At 40.3% G+C, this 17,716-nt stretch carries 13 protein-coding genes and 1 pseudogene; 9 read left to right on the top strand and 5 right to left on the bottom strand.

The window, feature by feature from the left end:
• Positions 1–5 precede the first annotated feature (5 nt).
• The 3 genes and pseudogenes from BGP76_RS12310 to BGP76_RS12300 form a co-directional block, all read right to left on the bottom strand.
• The gene (locus tag BGP76_RS12310) at positions 6–632 is read right to left on the bottom strand and encodes an ABC transporter ATP-binding protein (protein ID WP_119844878.1); all 627 of its coding nucleotides are present in this window, start codon (positions 630–632) and stop codon (positions 6–8) included.
• A gap of 18 nt (positions 633–650) precedes the next feature.
• A pseudogene (gene fabZ / locus BGP76_RS12305) lies at positions 651–1,118 on the bottom strand (3-hydroxyacyl-ACP dehydratase FabZ); the annotation flags it as partial.
• A gap of 120 nt (positions 1,119–1,238) precedes the next feature.
• On the bottom strand, positions 1,239–2,477 hold the full coding sequence (locus tag BGP76_RS12300) for an HD domain-containing protein (protein ID WP_119844877.1): 1,239 nt from the start codon (positions 2,475–2,477) through the stop codon (positions 1,239–1,241).
• A 97-nt stretch (positions 2,478–2,574) separates the two neighbouring features.
• Here BGP76_RS12300 and BGP76_RS12295 point away from each other — a divergent pair, with 97 nt between their 5' ends.
• The 3 genes from BGP76_RS12295 to BGP76_RS12285 are packed head-to-tail and all read left to right on the top strand — an operon-like array spanning position 2,575 to position 5,779.
• Positions 2,575–4,131 (top strand): PglZ domain-containing protein, encoded by a 1,557-nt coding sequence (locus tag BGP76_RS12295; protein ID WP_119844876.1) that lies wholly within the window; start codon positions 2,575–2,577, stop codon positions 4,129–4,131.
• Between the two features lie 3 nt (positions 4,132–4,134).
• Positions 4,135–4,557 (top strand): tRNA (adenosine(37)-N6)-threonylcarbamoyltransferase complex ATPase subunit type 1 TsaE, encoded by a 423-nt coding sequence (gene tsaE / locus BGP76_RS12290; protein WP_073122367.1) that lies wholly within the window; start codon positions 4,135–4,137, stop codon positions 4,555–4,557.
• On the top strand, positions 4,550–5,779 hold the full coding sequence (locus BGP76_RS12285; protein WP_245816828.1) for an alanine dehydrogenase: 1,230 nt from the start codon (positions 4,550–4,552) through the stop codon (positions 5,777–5,779). The genes tsaE and BGP76_RS12285 overlap by 8 nt, the downstream gene beginning before the upstream one ends.
• A gap of 275 nt (positions 5,780–6,054) precedes the next feature.
• Here the strand turns inward: BGP76_RS12285 and BGP76_RS12280 are convergent, their stop codons facing one another.
• Together BGP76_RS12280 and recA are read right to left on the bottom strand one after the other, a co-directional pair.
• Positions 6,055–8,673 carry a valine--tRNA ligase gene (locus BGP76_RS12280; protein ID WP_119844875.1) on the bottom strand — a complete coding sequence of 873 codons (2,619 nt, stop codon included), beginning with the start codon at positions 8,671–8,673 and terminating at the stop codon, positions 6,055–6,057.
• 170 nt (positions 8,674–8,843) lie between these two features.
• Entirely contained in the window at positions 8,844–9,866 is a 1,023-nt protein-coding gene (gene recA, locus BGP76_RS12275) for a recombinase RecA (RefSeq protein WP_073122364.1), read from the bottom strand.
• A gap of 1,309 nt (positions 9,867–11,175) precedes the next feature.
• Between recA and BGP76_RS12270 the strand changes: the two genes are divergently transcribed.
• The 6 genes from BGP76_RS12270 to BGP76_RS12245 all read left to right on the top strand — a co-directional run bounded on the left by BGP76_RS12270 (position 11,176) and on the right by BGP76_RS12245 (position 17,405).
• Positions 11,176–12,015, top strand: coding sequence for an SDR family NAD(P)-dependent oxidoreductase (locus BGP76_RS12270; protein WP_119844874.1), 840 nt, complete (start codon positions 11,176–11,178; stop codon positions 12,013–12,015).
• A 1-nt stretch (position 12,016) separates the two neighbouring features.
• Positions 12,017–12,928: an AraC family transcriptional regulator gene (locus BGP76_RS12265; RefSeq protein WP_119844873.1), complete on the top strand. Its 912-nt coding sequence runs from the start codon at positions 12,017–12,019 to the stop codon at positions 12,926–12,928.
• Between the two features lie 153 nt (positions 12,929–13,081).
• A complete protein-coding gene (locus tag BGP76_RS12260) occupies positions 13,082–14,002 on the top strand; it encodes an NAD(P)H-binding protein (protein WP_255416126.1) in 921 nt (306 codons plus the stop codon).
• Between the two features lie 9 nt (positions 14,003–14,011).
• The gene (locus BGP76_RS12255) at positions 14,012–14,923 is read left to right on the top strand and encodes an AraC family transcriptional regulator (RefSeq protein WP_119844872.1); all 912 of its coding nucleotides are present in this window, start codon (positions 14,012–14,014) and stop codon (positions 14,921–14,923) included.
• Between the two features lie 775 nt (positions 14,924–15,698).
• Positions 15,699–16,205 carry a transposase gene (locus BGP76_RS12250; RefSeq protein ID WP_147407461.1) on the top strand — a complete coding sequence of 169 codons (507 nt, stop codon included), beginning with the start codon at positions 15,699–15,701 and terminating at the stop codon, positions 16,203–16,205.
• A 171-nt stretch (positions 16,206–16,376) separates the two neighbouring features.
• Positions 16,377–17,405 (top strand): serine hydrolase, encoded by a 1,029-nt coding sequence (locus tag BGP76_RS12245; protein ID WP_158584265.1) that lies wholly within the window; start codon positions 16,377–16,379, stop codon positions 17,403–17,405.
• The last annotated feature ends 311 nt before the right edge of the window (positions 17,406–17,716 follow it).

Raw genomic sequence — 17,716 nt, 5'->3', positions numbered from 1 at the left:
ACGTGTCACTTCCCTAACGGCACGGATAGGTCTATTATTCTATTGCAGCTTTGGTATTCTTCTTTCTGATTGGAAGCGATGATGGTGATGGTCTGAGAAGGGAGTGCGTCAAGTTGCTGTAGGTACCAGTTAAAACCAGTTTGGTCTAGATTAGAGCCAGGTTCGTCCAGTAGTACTACTGATGCTTCTGTATGAAACGCTAGAGCAAGTTTGAGTCGTTGCTTCATTCCACTGGAGAAGTTTTTGATTAGTTTATTTTCGTGTCCCTCGAAATACATCAGACGGATTAGTTCCTTATGGCTGATTTGTTTTCGGATGGGTTTGAATTTGAAATGAAAGGACAGCATTTCCATCAGCGTGAAATCCTCTATGAGCTCTAGGTATGGACTGGCAAAGGTAATGTGTCTAATGAGCTCGTCTTCATGAATGGAAGTGTCCTTGTCTAGGTAGTGCACGTGCCCCGAAGAGGGAAGCGACATGCCTCCTATGGTACGCAGTAGTGTGGATTTTCCGCTACCATTATTGCCTATGATAGCAATGCGCTCTCCCGTCTCAAAAGTGTAGGAGAGGTCTTTGAAAATCCATTCTTTATTGGAATATCGCTTACTAAGATGTTCTAGGCGGATTTCCATAAAGAATGGATTGAAATGTTATTGATCCTTGCGAACGATGCTGGCAGTCATACTTCCTTCAGAAGCCAATTTGCCATTTACATGAGCAGTACCTTTCATTTTGGCAATGCCTCTTTTGATCGGTTGTAGGAGCTCGCATTTGATATCAAGTGTATCGCCTGGCATGACCATTTTTCTGAATTTGAAGCCTTCGACTCCTAAAAAGTAGGTCCAGTAGTTTTCTGGATCAGGTACAGAGTTGAGTACAAGGATACCACCGATTTGTGCCATTGCTTCGATTTGTAATACGCCTGGCATGACAGGGTTTTCAGGGAAGTGACCTTGGAAGAAGGGTTCGTTGAAGGTGACATTTTTAATACCAGCTACGTGAACCTCATCCAGGTGATATATTCTGTCGATCAACAAAAATGGATACCTATGGGGTAGGATTTTAGCGATTTGGTTGATGTCATATACTGGTGGTTTGCTCGGGTCGTATGGCGGTACCACAGGTGTGTCTTTCTCCATTTTCTGAATTTTTAACTTAGGTATTTTTATTCGAAGACCGCAAATTTAGCCTTTTTTGCTAAAGACAATTGTTTCGCTCACGAAAATTGCATTTGTGCGTCAATTGAAGTTGTCTAACGGTGACCAGCAGAAAAAGTGCTTGGTGACGATTTTGCTCATGGCTTTGATGTTCGGTAAGTCGGTAGCGACTTCTATATCTTGTAACTCGCCTCTTTTGTCCAGAATTCTAATCTTTTGATTGCTTTTGATGTAGGCAGCATTGCTGATCTTGCCTGTGCAGGAGAAGTAGCTCAGTTCATCGTTGCTCAACTGAGTATGCTCACGCATTTTGTCTTTCGTTTGGTCAACGAATGTTTTGCTGGGTTCTTCATTGTCCAAGATGATCTTGAATATCTCTCGGTTCAGTAGATTCTTGCTTAGAGTGGATAGTACTACGTCAGGATGTTCTCTCCAAAATTTCATAGAACCCCATATATCACTGTCATCTAAGAGTGCGAACCGTTCAATAAGACCCGCATCTTTGGTGAAATCGTCTTTTGTGATCGTATGCTCTAGAAAAAAAGTTAATGCAGGTGTAGCGATAATTTTTTGTCCTCGGTGTGTCAGGTTTTTTGCTCTACGAATTAGTTGGATGAGCATTTCTTCTGCACTCACAGAGGTTTTGTGCAGATAGACTTGCCAGTACATGAGTCTGCGTGAGCTTAGGAAATTCTCGACGCTGTAGATTCCTTTGGCTTCCACGACGATTTGGTCGTCCTTGACATTGAGCATGTTGATGATGCGTTCGGAACCGATGCTGCCCTCCGAAACTCCAGTAAAAAAGCTGTCTCGCTTTAGATAATCTAAGCGGTCAATGTCCAACTGGCTGGAAACCAGTTGGTGGAAGAATTTTCGCTCGTACTGGTCAGAAAATATGTCTAACCCCAGACTCAGTGCGCCGTTAAAATGCCTGTTGAGATGCTCGAAGAACATCAGAGAGATATCTTCATGGTTGATAGAGCCCATCAGGTTAAATTCTAAGGTGTGCGAAAAGGGACCGTGACCAATGTCGTGGAGGAGGATTGCAATGAGCGAACCTTCTAATTCTTTTTCTGAGATTTCTACCCCTTTGGCGCGTAGGTTATGCAACGTCTGCTGCATGAGATACATTGAGCCTATAGCGTGATGAAACCTTGTGTGAAGCGCACCAGGGTAGACGAGATTAGTTAGTCCCAGTTGTTTGATCCGTCTCAATCGTTGAAAATAGGGATGCTCTATAATCTCAAATATCAGGTCGTTAGGAATCGTGATGAAACCATAGACAGGATCATTGATGATTTTGTTTTTGTTAGTCGTCAAAATGAACTGGGATTAAATAGGTAGAGTGCCTTGATTTTTCTTATTTTGAAATTCTTTAAGCATTGGCTGAATGGTCGATCAAATCTAAATAAATATTATGCGTAATTATAAAATATTGTGGGCCGATGACGAAATCGATTTGTTGAAACCGCATATTATTTTCCTCAATAATAAAGACTATGATGTGACCCCCGTCAATAGCGGTTCGGATGCTTTAGATACACTGACCAAGGAGGGTTTTGACATTATATTTTTGGATGAAAATATGCCAGGTCTTACGGGGTTAGAGACGCTCTCGCAGATCAAAGAAAACTATCCGAGTATTCCTGTCGTGATGATTACGAAGAGTGAGGAAGAGCAAATCATGGAGGAGGCGATCGGTGCTAAAATTGCGGATTATTTGATCAAGCCATTGAATCCAAACCAGATTTTACTCTCGGTAAAAAAGATACTCGATAACAAAAGACTGGTCTCGGAGCAGACCAATATGAGTTATCAACAGGAGTTTCGTAGCATCAGCATGGAGATCAATGAGAATCTTGATTTTCAGGAGTGGATTGATATCTACAAAAAAATGGTCTATTGGGAGTTGCGTATAGATGAGACCGAAGAAAAGGATATGGCCGAGGTGCTCAACATGCAAAAGGATGAGGCCAACGCTGAGTTTGGAGATTTTGTAATGGAAAGCTATGAGGATTGGCTCAATAACCCGAATGAGGAAAAGCCACTCATGTCGCATCGTGTGATGAAGGAGCAGGTGTTTCCATTGCTAGGGCAGGGAGAACCTGTATTTGTTTTCATCATCGATAATCTGCGTTACGATCAGTGGAATCTGATGGAGCCTATTATCTCTGAGTTTTATAATATCGAGAAGGAAGTGCCTTTTTATTCCATCCTGCCGACTACTACGGCTTACGCACGTAATGCTATCTTTAGTGGGATGCTACCAGACGAAATGGCTAAAAAGCACAGCGATATCTGGGTAGGTGAGGACGAGGATGAAGGAAAAAACAACAACGAACAGGAGTTTTTGCAGCGTAATCTGAAAAGGAATAATTTGGATATTTCGGTCTCCTACCATAAAATATTACAGAAGAATCAGGGCAGACAGCTGGTCAATAATGTGAATAATCTCATGACCAATGATCTGAATACGATTGTTTACAATTTTGTAGATGTGCTATCGCATGCACGTACAGATATGAAAATGATCCGTGAGCTGGCACCTGATGAGTCGGCGTATCGTTCTCTTACTATGTCGTGGTTTCAGCACTCTACGTTGCTAGAGTTGCTGCGTATCTTATCTGAGAAGAAAGTTAAGGTAGTCATCACGACGGATCATGGTACGATACGTGTCAAAAAGCCAATCAAGATCATCGGGGATAGGAATACCAATTCGAACCTGCGATACAAAGTAGGTAAGAATCTAAAAGTAGACACCAAGGATGTTTATAGCAGCAATGATCCTGACGCGCTGCATCTTCCGCGTCCGAATGTATCGAGCTCTTATGTGTTTGCGCAGAAGAACGACTTTTTGGCCTACCCCAATAATTTCAATTACTATGTGAATTACTACAAGGATACTTTTCAGCATGGTGGGATTTCGCTGGAAGAAATGATCGTACCCTTGATTCATCTAAAACCTAAGAATTAAAGTATGGAACTGAAGTTGAGCTCGCTGGATGAGATTTCGGAAGTAGCTGCTGCGGTCATTGCCTACGCTGGCGATCGTAGGGTGTGGTTGTTTGAGGGACAAATGGGGGCTGGAAAGACGACACTAATCAAGGCGATCTGCGAGCAACTAGGGATCATCGATGAGACGAGTAGCCCGACTTTTTCGTTGGTCAATGTGTATGTTGATGCAGCGGGGGAAGAGTATTATCACTTTGATTTCTATCGCCTCAATAAGGAGGAGGAAGCCCTTGATATTGGATGTGATGAGTATTTCTATTCGGGCAATCATTGTTTTCTAGAGTGGAGTGAAAAAATCCCTTCATTGATCCCCACTCAAAACCTGAAAATAAATATTAACTTGAACGCAGATACTACGAGAACCATCAGCTTGAGCAAAGATGACTGAAGAAATGCATGAAAGCGTAACCACTCTGATAGAGGAAACGAGAATTTATCCTCAGGAGAAATTAGCACCTATCAAGAAGGGCGCACAGCAGCTCAATATCGGGATACCCAAAGAAACATCGACCTACGAAAATCGAGTGCCTCTCACACCGAAGGCTGTAGGTGCCTTGACGGCCAATGGACACAGGGTGATCATAGAGTCAGGTACAGGCGTAGCAGCTAATTTTTCGGATGAGGAATATACCGAAGCGGGTGCAAATCTCGCTTCAGGAGCCAAAGAAGTCTTTAAGTCAGACATGATCGTCAAGGTAGAGTTTCCTACTGCGGAGGAGATAGACTGGATGACGAACAAACAGACGATTATCTCTACCATACATGCGGAGGAGCAAGATATCAAGAGTCGCTTAGAGTTGCTCAATCAGAAAAAGGCGATAGCGATAGGGTATGAATTTATCGAGGATAAAGTCGGAGGGCTACCCATCGTACGAGCAATGAGCGAGATCGCTGGCGTATCGGTGATTCCCATCGCGGCAGAGTACATGTCTGCCGATAAGAAGGGAGCAGGAGCGATATTAGGAGGGATCACAGGTGTACCTCCTACCAATGTGGTCATCATCGGAGCGGGAACTGTGACTGAATATGCTTCACGTACAGCGATCGCATTGGGTGCATCGGTGAAGATATTTGATCGACACCTCTATAAGCTGCACCGTCTCAAACATATCTTGTCCGCATCGGTGTTCACTTCGACAATAGATCAGGTTGCTTTGCGAAAGGCTCTGCTTGAAGCAGATGTGGTGATATGTGCCGTACGTACTGAGAAGGGACAAGTGGAGAAGATTATCACCGAAGAGATGGTGATGGGCATGAAAAAAGGAACTGTAATCGTCGATGTGAGTATTGATGAAGGTGGTTGTGTGGCGACCTCCGTACCGACTAATCTCAAGAAACCAGTCTTTACCAAGCATGGAGTGATACACTATTGTGTACCGAATATTGCCTCACGCTACCCTAGAACCTCTACCAAGGCATTAAGCAATATTTTTACGCCGATCCTGAACGGAATATCTAACCATGGAGGTGTAGATCAGATGATCTTTGAGAATAAATGGTTTATGAAAGGCGTATATTCTTACAAGGGTTTTATGACCAATTATCACCTCGCCAATAAATTTAATTTGCGCTTCAAGGATTTGAACCTGTTGATGGCCGCTCGGTTTTAACCGCATGGCAATAGCCTGTTGGGGTTAACACTCCTTCACGTCCACTACAGCGGACGATTCTCCCGGCCCTTGGTCAAATTGCACTAGACTACATTTTGGACTGTGTGGCACAGGTCAAGGAGAAACTAAATCTAGAGCTAGTTTATAAAAAAACAAGGTGTATCGTTTGCATGAAAAAGCCCTCTGGTGAATCAACATCAGAGGGCTTTTTTGTATGCTGTATATCGGCCTTCATGGTCTGTAGCACACAGATCATGGAGGCGGATGATTTGGAATTATAACTTTGCTTCTAGCATGGCTATTTTAGCTTGTGCATCTGCTTTTTTCTTTTGTTCCATGGCTACTACTTGCTCAGGGGCATTGTTGACGAATTTTTCGTTGCTGAGCTTTTTGTCTATACCGAAGATGAATCCTTTGAGTCGTTTGATCTCTGCTTCTACTTCTTCTTTTTGATCATCAGCATTGGCATGATCACCAAGGAGGACAAAATACTCGTCTCTGTCTATGATGAAGCTTTCCGCATTGTCTTCCTTCGTAGAGGTTTCGTCAATAGATGAAACGTTAGCGAGTTTAGTGATCACCGCAAATTCGTTTTCGAGGGCGGAGTAGTCCGTCGATTTGATCTTAAGTGCGAGTGCTTCCTTAGGAGATATGCCATAGGTGTTTCGGGTATTTCGGACGTTCGAAATCGCATCGAATACATTGGCGATTTGTTTGATATAGTCCGTATCGAAAGATTCTACTTTAGGCCACTCTGCTACGATGAGGTAGTCATTTTCCTCTCTCTCTTTGATGTTGTGCCAGATTTCTTCTGATAGAAATGGCATGAAAGGATGAATGATTCGCATCATTTTTTCGATATGACCGATGGCTTCATCATAAGATTGTTGATCTATGGCCTCACCATATTTTGGTTTGATCATCTCTAGATACCACGAGCAGAAATCATCCCAGATCAACTTGTAGGTGCTCATGAGAGCTTCAGATAATCTGAATTTCGTAAAGAGATCATCGAGCTCTTCTAGTACCTGATTTACTCGATTGTTGAACCATTTGTTGGCAGTAGCAGCACTGGCCTCTTGGGGTTGATCTTTGATCTCCCAAGATTTGATCAGACGAAAGGCATTCCAGATTTTGTTAGAGAAATTTCTTCCCTGCTCGCATAGCTTCTCATCGAAGAGTAGATCGTTGCCTGCTGCTGCACTGAGCAACATACCAACGCGCACGCCATCCGCACCATACTGATCGATCAGTCCGAGTGCATCTGGAGAGTTGCCTAGTGACTTAGACATCTTTCTTCGTTTCAAATCCCGCACCATACCCGTGAAGTACACTTTCTCGAAAGGTTTGTCTTTACCAAACTCATAGCCAGATAGGATCATGCGTGCGACCCAGAAGAAAATGATGTCCCATCCTGTCACCAGTACTTGGGTAGGGTAGTAGTATTTGTATTCCTCGTTGTCTGGATTCTCAAAACCATCGAATACAGAGATAGGAAGTAAAGCACTGCTAAACCATGTGTCTACCACATCTTCATCTTGTCGGAGGTCGTCTAGTGTCAAGGCAGCGTTTCCAGTGTCTTTGATGGCCATGGCGAGCGCCTCTTCTTTGGTTTTGCCCACCGCTACACCGTCTTCTCCATAGTAGTACGCAGGGATCTGTTGTCCCCACCATAGCTGTCTAGAGATAGGCCAGTCTTTGATGTTTTCTAACCAGTGCTTGTAGGTGTTCTTGAACTTGTCTGGGAAGAACTGAATGTTGTCATTCATGACATTGTCGAGTGCTGGCCCGACTAATTTTTGCATATCTACAAACCACTGCAGGGATAGCTTGGGTTCGATGACTGTATCAGGATTTCGCTCCGAGAAACCTACATTGTGACGTAGACTTTCTGTTTTGACAAGGGAGCCTTCTTCCTTTAGTTGCTTGGTGATGTTTTTTCTGGCTTCCTCTCTGGATTGTCCTACGAAGAATTGCGCCGCTTCATTGAGGGTTGCGTCATCGTTGAGGATGTCGATGGTCTCTAGGTTGTGTTTTTGGCCTAGGTCATAATCGTTGGTATCGTGAGCGGGTGTCACTTTCAGGCAGCCCGTACCAAATTCGATATCGACATACTCGTCTTCGATGATAGGAATAGAACGATTGACCAAAGGTACAATAGCTCTTTTGCCTTTGAGATGTGTGTATCGTTCGTCTTCTGGGTTGATACAGATCGCACTATCACCGAGGATCGTCTCTGGTCGAGTGGTTGCGATGGTGATTTTTTCGTCCGAGCCTTCTACTTGATATTCTACATAGTAGAGCGCTGCATCTACGTCTTTGTAAATAACTTCTTCGTTCGAAATGGTAGTTTGAGCCTGAGGATCCCAGTTCACCATTTTGTAGTCACGGTAGATATATCCTTTGTTGAAGTAGCTGATAAATACATCGACGACAGCCTTGGAGTTTTTTTCGTCCATGGTAAAGAAGGTCCTATCCCAGTCGCATGAAGCACCCAGTCTCTGGAGCTGGTTTAGGATAATACCGCCGTATTTTTCTTTCCACTCAAAGGCATGTGCTAAGAACTCTTCACGTGTTAGGTCTGCTTTGGTGATGCCTTTTTCGCGCAGTAGGTTGACTACTTTTGCTTCGGTGGCGATAGATGCATGGTCAGTACCGGGAACCCAGCAAGCCTCCTTGCCTTCCATACGTGCCTTTCGGATGAGCACATCTTGTATGGTGTTGTTAAGCATGTGTCCCATGTGGAGAACCCCCGTGACATTGGGTGGTGGGATTAGAATGGTGTATGGCTCTTTTTCTGGATTGGGTTTGGAGCTAAAGAAGCCCTTGTCCATCCATTCCTTGTATCTTTTATTTTCTACCTCTGATGGGTCATACTTTGCAGATATCGACATGCCTGATTTATTTGGATTTTTTCGAATCGCAAAATTATAAAATTATGTCTCAGATAGATTGGTAGAGAGACTTTATTATCTAACGATGATCAAATAAGGTGTGGTGAAACGAAAAGAGCAAGACGTGATGTCTTGCTCTTTTACATAATGGTGGTTATAAGCTTTTAGGTTTAAGCTTCGGTTTCTTCTTCTACTCCTTTTCCGCTGATTTTGCCTTTGATCCCTGTTTCTAATTCTTCCATTAGTTCAGGGTTATCTAGGAGTAAGTTTTTGACAGCATCTCTACCTTGGCCTAGTTTGTTGCCTTTGTAGGAGAACCAAGATCCAGCTTTTTTGATGATTTCTAGTTCTACACCTATGTCGATGATTTCGCCTACTTTGGAAATTCCTTCCCCATACATAATGTCGAATTCTATCACTTTGAACGGAGGTGCTACTTTGTTTTTGACGACTTTGACACGAGTTCTGTTGCCAAGAATGTTGTCAGCACTTTCTTTGATCTGACCGATTCTACGGATGTCTAGTCTGACCGAAGCGTAGAATTTGAGGGCGTTACCACCTGTAGTGGTCTCAGGGTTGCCGAACATCACGCCGATTTTTTCTCTGAGCTGGTTGATAAAGATACAAGTACAGCCTGTTTTGTGGATTGCCCCAGTTAGTTTTCTCAAGGCCTGGCTCATGAGTCGTGCCTGAAGCCCCATTTTACTATCTCCCATTTCTCCTTCTAGCTCGGCTTTAGGTACCAGCGCCGCGACAGAGTCAATCACGATGATATCAATCGCACCAGAACGAATGAGGTGTTCGGCGATTTCTAAGGCTTGCTCACCGTTGTCTGGTTGTGAGATGAGGAGGTTTTCGGTATCGATCCCTAGTTTTTCGGCGTATAACTTATCGAATGCATGTTCAGCATCGATAAAGGCCGCCATCCCTCCTTGTTTTTGAGCCTCTGCGATACAGTGCATGCTGAGGGTCGTTTTACCAGATGATTCGGGTCCATATATTTCAACAACTCGTCCTCTAGGGATACCTCCGACACCTAAGGCGATATCTAAACTGACAGAGCCAGTAGGGATGGATGGTATGTCCATGATGCTTTCGTCAGAGAGCTTCATGACCGTGCCTTTGCCGTAGGTCTTTTCTAATTTATCTAGTGTGAGTTGAAGTGCTTTTTGTTTTTCAGCGTTTTCGCTCATGTTTGTGTCGTTTATGAAGTGGGAATATGAGAGCAATTTAGGTCTATTTTGATAAACTGCGCTCGGTTTCCTTTTGTATCAGGAGTAAATATTTTAGCAATTATAGTGATGGGTTTCCGTATTTGAAACAAAATAGCTAAAAAAATTAGTATTCTGGTTGTGATAGAATACAGCTGCACATCGTTGGGGATAAAAGTAGCGGATTAGGCTGGAGATACTGCCTGTTTTATTTAGAACCAAGGGGAGCGTTTTATCTTTGTTTCTGTATTGCTGAGTGCTGGGATGATCTAATTATTGTGCGGTGATGAGGTGGTTTCAGTACGTTTTGAAGACTAAGTTGGTACCGAAGCATGGTGTCTGCCAATAGGCATTATATAAGAAATACCAAGAAGGCTTTCCTACCTAATCATAAAGGTCTCCACTAGCGACTGCTGGTGGAGACCTTTTTTATGCGCTGCAAAGAGTGCTAAGGGGTTGGGAGGTCTTGTTGATAGGTGTGTGCGTTACAGATCTTGGGACGGAGATGGGGTTGGTTTGTCACTTTTGGTCTATTACCCTATTTTGCCTTCTACTACAGTTCAAAGCATACTTTACATCAGACTCAATGATAAGGATGCTTTGAAAAGAAAACGAATTAAAAGACATAATGCGGATAGGTGGCATGATGTCACGTGTTCGGTTGTTAGCTGTAATGATACACCGCACGACAACACATTAATAAGAAAAATAACAGACCTTACATTAGCCTACAACAAACATATATTTGACTACAAACGTCCTTCTGTTTCTGCGGAATTTTGTTAAGCAATTTTGCAAAGCACATAAAAACAGAAAAGATGAAAGTTACACTTGCAGGTTCACTAGGCCATATAGGTAGACCTCCCGCTGTTCGACTTTTGTAAAGTCGAACCCTTATCGTAGGACTTGTAGTCCGAGTGCTCGGAAAGCTTCCCAATGATCAGTAGTGTCTCTGACATGGTGGGTCTAGAATCCAGTCCAAGATTGATTCCTCACCCCACCGCTCAAATCAGATTTTTTTCAATTGCCATTTTGACGAGCTGAGCACTGTTGGTGACATTGAGTACAAGCAATAGCGGTTTGGGTGTTAACCTGAACCGCTTTTCCATTAAGTAAAAGTATATTGTTATTTGAAAAGCAGTTGCACAAAATCCGCTACTGCTCATACACAAGACCTTTAGCGGTAATAAGACAAAAACTCAACCATAATATTGAATTTGAATACGTTTAGCCTTGATTTGAAAACTTTATTCATCTAAGTGTCCGATAGTTTTGTATAAAACAAAAAAATATGAGTACACAGAAAATTTGGTTTATTACAGGGGCCTCTAAAGGGATGGGACTTGAAATCACAAAAGCAGCTTTAGATAATGGAGATAAGGTAATTGCAACTTCTCGAAATACGGACACGCTTTTAGAAAAAATTGAAGATCACGAGGGTAATTTACTCCCCATTAAATTGGACATCACCAATGAAAAAGAGATTAAAAAAGCTATTTTAAAAAGCATAGATGAATTTGGACAAATAGATGTTGTGGTCAATAATGCAGGGTATAACCTATTGGGTAATATCGAAGAAATAAGTGATGCCGAGTTTAGAAAAACAATGGATGTTAATGTTTTTGCAATGACCCATATCATCAGAAATGTACTGCCACACCTACGCAATCAAAAATCGGGGCACATTATTAATATCGCATCTATGATGGGCTATATGAGTTATCCTGCTAACGGAAGCTATAGCGCTTCAAAATATGCGGTTATAGGTCTATCAGAAGCGCTAGCTCAAGAAATTGCACCTTTTGGCGTAAAAGTAACTATCCTTGCTCCGGGAACATTTCGTACAAATTTTATGAATGAGGACACACTCAATGTGGCGCAACATAAAATTGATGCCTATAATTTAGATAAACAGGTAGCACAGTTTACAGGGTTTGATGGTAAGCAATTAGGAAATCCTAAAAAATTAGCAGCCCTAGTACTTAAACTTGCAGAAATGCCGAATCCTCCCTTGCATCTTCCTTTAGGTTCTGATAGTTACAATGCCATTTTGGAAGTTCGCAAAAACGAAAAGGAAGAAATGGAACAATGGAAAGCTTTATCTTTATCTACTGATTTTGAACAAGAATAGTGTGAAAAAAGCTGCTCCATATAAAATTGAATCAATATCTGAACTTCATAGATTATTCAATTTGCCAAAACCAAATCATCCTTTAATAAGCGTGATTGATTTTGAGCATTTGAAATTCGATTCTAATGAGATATGGAGCAGCTTTTATTATGATTTCTATTGCGTAGCGATTAAAAAAGGGGCTTCAGGCAAATTTCGGTACGGACAAGGTCAATATGATTTTGATGAAGGTGTAATGAGTTTTACAAAGCCTGGTCAAATCTTTTCTGTCACAAACCCTGTGGATGACCATGTGTCAGGATATATGATGGTTTTTAAACCTGACCTAATACGGTATTATGAATTAGGAAAGCATATTGGTAATTATGGATTTTTCTCCTATTCAACCGCAGAAGCACTTCACCTTTCCGAAAAAGAGGACCATATCATTATGTCCCTGATGCATCAAATACAGGATGAACTAAAAAATAACATTGACCATTACAGTCAAGATTTAATAGTATCGCACATTGACTTGCTTCTCAATTACGCAAAGCGTTTTCACAATAGGCAGTTTTTGACACGAAGTTCTGTAAATAATGACATTGTAGTAAAAATGGAAGAATTAATGGATGTGTACCTAAAAAGTGATGCTACACTATTGGGTGTTCCAACGGTCAATTTTTTTGCGGAAAAGCTCAATGTTTCTCCTAATTATTTGAGTGATTTATTAAAAAATACTACCGGCAGAAATGCGCAAACCCATATTCAAGAATCCATAGTTGAAAGAGCGAAAGAACTACTTTCCACAACTAATCTTAGCATAAAGGAAATCGCTTATGATTTAGGGTTTGAATACCCTCAATCATTCAGTACTATGTTTAAAAAAAACACACAACAATCACCATTGCAATTCAGGGCATCATTTAATTGAAAAAAATTCTACTGCTTGCAACAGATTTAAAAAACAGCGGTTTTAGTTCTTAAATGAAAGAAAAAGAACTGACCTTACATTAGCCTACAACAAACATATATTTGACTACAAACGTCCTTCTGTTTCTGCGGAATTTTGTTAAGCAATTTTGCAATGAACATAAAAACAGAAAAGATGAAAGTTACACTTGCAGGTTCATTAGGCCATATAGGTAGACCGCTAACGCAGGAGTTGGTACAAAAAGGATATTCGGTAACAGTGATAAGCAGTAACGCTGAACGGCAAAAAGACATTGAAGCTATGGGAGCGACAGCAGCCATTGGCTCTATAGAAGATGTTGATTTTATTACTTCAGCATTTACAGGTGCGGATGCTGTATTTTGTATGGTGCCACCGGCAAACTATTTTGACCATGACCTTGATTTACTTGCCTATTATAAAGACCTGGGGAACAACTACGCACAAGCCATAACACAAAGCGGAGTGAAAAAAGTCGTTAATCTAAGTAGCATCGGAGCTCATATGAAAGAAGGTAACGGCATACTTCAGGACACTTTTTATGTTGAAAGCATACTCAATGCATTACCTTCGGATGTTGCTATGACTCACGTTCGTCCTACCGAATTTTATTACAATTTGCTGCCGCAGGTTCATTCGGCGAAGGCTCATGGGTTTATAGCATCTAATATCGGAGGTGAGGTTGTAAATGCGTGGGTATCACCCTCGGATATTGCTAGCGTCATTGCCGAGGAGATTACCTCACCACTTGCTGGCCAAACAGTACGGTATGTGACAAGTGATGAACTTACTTACAATGAATTGGCAGCTATTTTAGGTGAAGCGATAGGAAACCCAGATTTGAAATGGGTAACCATAACGGATGAACAGATGAGAGAAGGTCTGGCAGCTGCGGGCATGCAACCTGCCATTGCGGAGGGTATGATGGAAATGTATGCAGCTATAAACAGTGGTTTATTGTACGAACATTACAACGAACATAAACCCAAGAAGATGGGCAAGGTCAAAATGAAAGATTTTGCTCAAGACTTTGCTGAAGCGTATAATCAACTGTAGCCATAGATTATGAAAAACATATCGCCTCATCATATCAAAACAATTAGCGAATACCATCGATTCCGAGGCTTACCTAAACCAGAACACCCATTGATGAGTGTGATAAATTTGGATGAAGTAAGGAATCTTTCAACTGATGAGCAAACCAGTTGGGTATTTGATTTTTACTCTATTGCGTTAAAAAAAAATATTGATTCTACGGTAAAATACAAATATGGTCAGCAAACCTACGATTTTGATGAAGGCGTCATGTTTTTCATTGCTCCCAAACAGGTTTTTTCAGTCGAAACAGAAGGGGATTATAAGCTTTCGGGATGGATGCTGCTCATTCATCCCGATTTTTTATGGCAAAACCCATTGGCAAAATCTATAAAACAATACGACTTTTTTAGTTATTCGGCCAATGAAGCCTTACACCTTTCAGATAAAGAAGAGACCACAATTATCAATATTTTTCAAAGTATTAAACAGGAATATCTTTCTAATATTGACAAGTTTAGTCAACCCCTGATCATTGCCCAATTAGAAGTGTTACTCAATTATTCAGACAGATTTTATCATCGCCAATTCATAACCAGAAAAATATTCAACCATAAAATATTAAATCGTCTGGAAGAAATACTGAAAGAATATTTCAATCAGGATAGTTTGATAGAAAGTGGATTGCCTACTGTTCAAAATATTGCTAAAGAACTAAATGTATCACCTAACTATTTAAGTGGTTTACTGAAAACCTTGACGGGCCAAAGCACACAACAACATATCCACGAAAAATTGATTGAGAAAGCAAAAGAGAAATTGTCAACTACCAACTTGTCCGTAAGTGAAATTGCTTATACATTAGGCTTTGAACATTCACAGTCGTTCAGTAAGTTATTCAAAACAAAAACAAGCTTGAGACTTCTTACGGTTTTTCGATAGGCTACCATTGGAATATCATTAAAGATGATTATATCACAATTTACCGACATCACGGAGGGATTTTCGGAATGCAAAATTGGTTTATGGTCTATCCAAAATCCAATATGGGAATTTCTATTTTGAGTAACGCTAGTTTCGACGATACTGGAGATATTTTGGAAGAGGTTGCAGAAAATATAGCTAACGAAATAAAGGACCTAAAAAAAAACGAAAAATAAAAAACGGCTCATAACAATGGCTATAATTAATACGGGTTTTGGTGCTTAAACCTGAGTTTGGGTATATTTAGAAAGTCCGCCAAATCTTTTGATTTGGCTTTATAACAAATAAGATAAAACAAAATAAATAGTCAACCCTATTAAAGTGTCTTAATGCTTTAATGGGTGGATTTGAGGGGTTAAAGTGAGTTTAATTTGGTATATTTAATGACAAGAAAATGTGTTTATGAGCATTAAAATCTTGTCAAATGCAGCCAAAAAAGTCGACTAACAACCAGCTTAATTTTTTATCTCCTACTTTAAGAGAACAGCTCAATGCTAAGCAAGAACTTTATCTATTAAGTCATAAGGTACAATGGTCTTATTTTGAAGAAGAATTTGGCTTCCTTTACTCTACTGAAGGCCGCCCAGCTTACCCAATACGTTTGATGGTATCTCTTCTGATATTAAATCCATGTACAACTTATCAGATGAAGTGTTGGTAGAACAACAGTGGGAAATGAAGCCATACTTTCAATATTTTGGAGGTTTTGAAGTGATGCAAAGGGTCAGTAGTATTGACACAAAACACGGGCATTATCGTGGGGGCGATGACTTTTGAAGAGAATATTTACGATGGACATACCCTTGAAACGGTGTTGAATCAAACACAAATACTAACGGGCAACTATCCTAAGACTGCCACAGTAGACAGAGGCTATAAAGGAACTAGCAAGGTAAAAAGCACCACCATTATCCGTCCCTCAAAACCACTAAAACGAGACAGCACCTATCAAAAACAGAAGAAGAGAAAGCACTGTAGACGCAGAGCTGCCATTGAGCCGATCATTGGACACATAAAGAAGGATCATAGAGCAGTCATCAATTATCTCAAAGGAAAAACGGGAGATAAAATCAACTTCATTATGTCTGCAAGTGGATTTAATTACAAGAAATTGATGAAAAAACTAAGAGCAATAGCTCTTTGGCTCTACACTAAATTGCAAAACAAACCGCAACTACAAATTGAACTGATCAGGCATCTGCAATATCGACATGTCCAAAGCTTCAATGTGACTTTTTAAGGGACGACTAAAAAGTTTTGGCTAAGTGCTTAATCGGGAATTAATTACTTTTAATTCCCGTACTAACCATAGTCGAGACGTTAGCAAATATTAGAGAAAAACTGTAACACAAAAGAAATCAATTAGTCTAAATAATAAACATCAATCGAATAAATCAAAATGACTAAAATTATGACCAAAATCTTTCTGCTAAGCCTAATTATTTCTCTTTTTAGTTGCAAGAATAATGAGAATATCGATACTTATTTAAACGACCTTCATGAAAAAGGACAACTTAACGGAAATGTATTGGTAACGAAAGACGGAAAAACTCTCTACGAAAAGTCATTTGGTTATACAGATGGCTCAAAAAACACAAAATTGACTATGGAATATCGATTTAATATTGGTTCAATATACAAGGAATTTCCAGCAGTTTCAATAATGCAACTACAAGAGAAAAATCTAATAAATTTAGACGACAAAATTTCCAAATATATTCTTGAATTACCAAATTGGTCTGAAGAGGTATCTGTTCAAAATTTATTACAATATTCAAGTGGATTGCCAACAATTGGTTGGGACGTTTATTTTAGCAAAGGAATTAATGTAAATGATAATGATATACTAGAAGAGCTGAAATCTATTAAAAACCTTGAATTTGAGCCAGGTTCAGATTATTTATATTCAAATAGTAATCCCATTTTGTTGATTAAAATAGTGGAGAACATAACCAAAACCACGTTTAATAGATATTTGCAAGAAAATATATTCAATGTTTATGGGATGGAAAATACAATCATTAAAGAACAATATCCATATAAGGATAGAACATTAATGGCAATTCCTTTCAATGCAGATTTTAAAGAAGATGATTACAAACTATCAACAAAAAGTCTTTTATTCAGTTCGACCGCCAGAAATATGACAAATTGGTTTGAAGAATTAGGAAATTTTCAGGTTATCAATAAAAAATCTGTGAAAAAACTATCCGAACAAGCTAAAAAAGGTGATAATATTCAATCGCCTCTTGGATATACCGCATGGGAAAATGATAAGATTATCGAGCATTCTCATCACGGTTCAACTGCGAGTTACGAATGTGTTGCACGAAGATTTAAACAAGACAGGATTACCATTGTGGTCTTAACAAACCAAAAGCACCAAAATGTTTTTGAAATATCAGATAAGATTTATGAAATTATAAAAAAAGATAAATAACATTTGCCAATCGAGTAGACGGCTGACGGTCAAATGACCGCCAGTGCACCTCTCACACCACCCAGCTCTTTTAAGTCTTAGCGCAAAGCGAGACTTGAAAGCATATACACAGGACAAGTCTTCAGACTTGCTTAATCCTAGTTGGCGATCTTCATTGGCTCAATACCCAGCCATAACCATGCGTTCATCAGGGGATCAAATCAGAAACTAGCAGGGGGTATTTCATCACTCAAAAACCTTCAAAACAAGCTTTTGAGCAGGCTTTATGTGCTTTGAACAAAAGCTAAGCTTACCTGAGCCTGAAGGTAAGC

Source organism: Reichenbachiella sp. MSK19-1 (assembly GCF_003590315.1).
GTDB classification, from domain to species: Bacteria; Bacteroidota; Bacteroidia; order Cytophagales; family Cyclobacteriaceae; genus Reichenbachiella; species Reichenbachiella agariperforans.
The sequence above is the reverse complement of the archived record's forward strand: the minus strand, read 5'-3'. Positions and strand labels throughout refer to the sequence as shown.